Annotated in this window: 2 protein-coding genes and 1 pseudogene; 2 read left to right on the forward strand and 1 reads right to left on the reverse strand. The window is 62.7% G+C overall.

Annotation, left to right across the window (positions count from 1 at the left end; genetic code table 11):
* On the forward strand, window positions 1-1035 hold a 1035-nt coding region (locus FNJ47_RS45685; RefSeq protein ID WP_163163306.1), incomplete at its 5' end, for an AMP-binding protein.
* Between the two features lie 26 nt (window positions 1036-1061).
* Window positions 1062-1559, forward strand: coding sequence for a hypothetical protein (locus tag FNJ47_RS45690; protein ID WP_163163308.1), 498 nt, complete (start codon window positions 1062-1064; stop codon window positions 1557-1559).
* Between the two features lie 7 nt (window positions 1560-1566).
* On the opposite strand, the pseudogene FNJ47_RS45695 reads toward FNJ47_RS45690, so the two are convergent.
* Window positions 1567-2214 (reverse strand): annotated as a pseudogene (locus FNJ47_RS45695) (sulfite exporter TauE/SafE family protein); the annotation flags it as partial.
* Window positions 2215-2300: the final 86 nt, after the last annotated feature.

Below are 2300 nucleotides of genomic sequence, written 5' to 3' on the forward strand. Positions count from 1 at the left end.
TACACGTCGGGCACCACCGGCCGCTCCAAGGGCGCGATGCTCTCGCACGACAATCTGGCCTCGAACTCGTATTCGCTGGTCGACTACTGGCGCTTCACCGACAAGGACGTGCTGATCCACGCGCTGCCGATCTATCATACCCACGGCCTGTTCGTGGCGAGCAACGTCACGCTGTTCTCGCGCGCCTCGATGATCTTTCTGCCGAAGTTCGATCCGGACGTGATCGTCAAGCTGATGGCCCGCGCCACCGTGATGATGGGCGTGCCGACCTTCTACACCCGTCTGTTGCAGAACCCGGGCCTGAGCAAGGACGCCACCAAACACATGCGGCTGTTCGTCTCGGGCTCCGCACCGCTGCTCGCCGACACCCATCGCGAATGGTCGGCGCGCACCGGCCACGCCGTGCTCGAGCGCTACGGCATGACCGAGACCAACATGAACACGTCCAACCCCTATGACGGCGACCGCGTGCCCGGCGCGGTCGGCTTTGCCCTGCCCGGCGTCTCGGTGCGGGTCACCGACCCAGAGACCGGCAAGGAGCTTCCGCGCGAAACCATCGGCATGATCGAGGTCAAGGGCCCGAACGTGTTCCAGGGCTACTGGCGCATGCCGGAGAAGACCAAGTCCGAATTCCGCGACGACGGCTTCTTCATCACCGGCGACCTCGGCAAGATCGACGGGAAGGGTTATGTCCACATCCTCGGCCGCGGCAAGGATCTCGTGATCTCCGGCGGCTTCAACGTCTACCCGAAGGAGATCGAGAGCGAGATCGACGCCATGCCCGGCGTGATCGAATCAGCCGTGATCGGCGTGCCGCATGCCGATTTCGGCGAAGGCGTCACCGCCGTGCTGGTCTGCAGCAAGGGCGCCGACGTCAGCGAGGCCTCGGTGCTGAAGGCGCTCGACGGGCGGCTCGCCAAATTCAAGATGCCCAAGCGGGTCTTCGTCGTCGACGAATTGCCGCGCAATGCGATGGGCAAGGTGCAGAAGAACATTCTGCGCGATAAATATAAGGATATTTATTCGAAGGCTTGACGAAAGCGGGATTTCGCGAGGAAACGATGAACCGCGGGGATGCCGAGAGGATTTGTCTGCAAGTCTTCGATGCTCTGGACGCAATGTACGAGGCTGAAAGAGCCATCGCAGGGCTCGGCAAGCAGGAACGGATTCGATTCCATGATTCGGTTCAAGAGGTCATTGCGGACCTCGAGGAGAAGCTTCTCCTGCCGATTTGCGAGCAATATCCGGACTTGCTGCCACCCACCGAGGAGCGGGAGCCAAGCATACTCTTCAGCGCACTGGCATGGAGCGAGGTGAAGCTTCCGTCTTCAGTGACCGAAGAACAGCTCGACGAAGTCATCGTGTCGCTTCTGACACCGCGGCGGCGGAAGGTCGTATGGTTCGTGACCATGGCAGAAGAACGCTACAAGGAGCTTGGCTGGGCGATCAGCCATGAAGCGACCGCGGCGCGCCTGAAGGCGCTCTCCGATATGGATCGTATCGAAGGGATCGGCGACATGCGGTACTGGCGCAACAGCGAGGTCCGGTTGAAGGACTAGACCGCGACTAGTGCCCGCCCAACAGGCTGATCACGAACCGTCCGCCGACGATGAAGAGATATGCCCCGAACGCCACCTCCAACGCGCGCTTTGATAGCGCGTGTGCGACCTTCACGCCGAGCGGTGCAGTGACGAGCGTGGTCGGCATCACCAGGAGCGCGCCGATCAGCGAGACGTAGCCGAGCGCGAACGGCAATTGCAGCGCGGCGACGTCGGGAAAGCGCGCGGCGGCAGGCCAGCCGGCATAGACGTAACCCAGCGCGCCAGGGATCGAGATCAGCACCGCGAGCGCCGACGAGGTCGCGACCGCCTGATGGATCGGCCGGCCATAGAACGTCATCAAGAGATTGGCGAACAGGCCGCCGCCGATGCCCATCAATGTCGACAGCAGGCCGACGAAGAAGCCGTAGATACGCATCAAGAAACCTTTCGGCACGTCGTCGCCGAACTTCCATGTCTCGCGCGCCAACAGCAACCGCGCGGCCGCCGACCACGCCACCACCACGAACACGATCTTGAACAGCCGCTCCGGCGCGAAGCGCGCGGTGACGCTGCCGGCGGCGACGCCGATCACGATCGGCAGCCACCAGCGCTTCAGGATCTCCATGTCGACCGCGCCGCGGCGATAGTGGGCGCGAAACGAACGCAACGATGTCTCTTATACACCGCCGACACTGCCGCCGATCTACACTGAGGAGCTCACGGGTGCCCGGGGGCACTCAAGAGAACTAATAGTAGAGA

It is taken from the genome of Bradyrhizobium uaiense, assembly GCF_010811875.1.
Taxonomy (GTDB): domain Bacteria; phylum Pseudomonadota; class Alphaproteobacteria; order Rhizobiales; family Xanthobacteraceae; genus Bradyrhizobium; species Bradyrhizobium uaiense.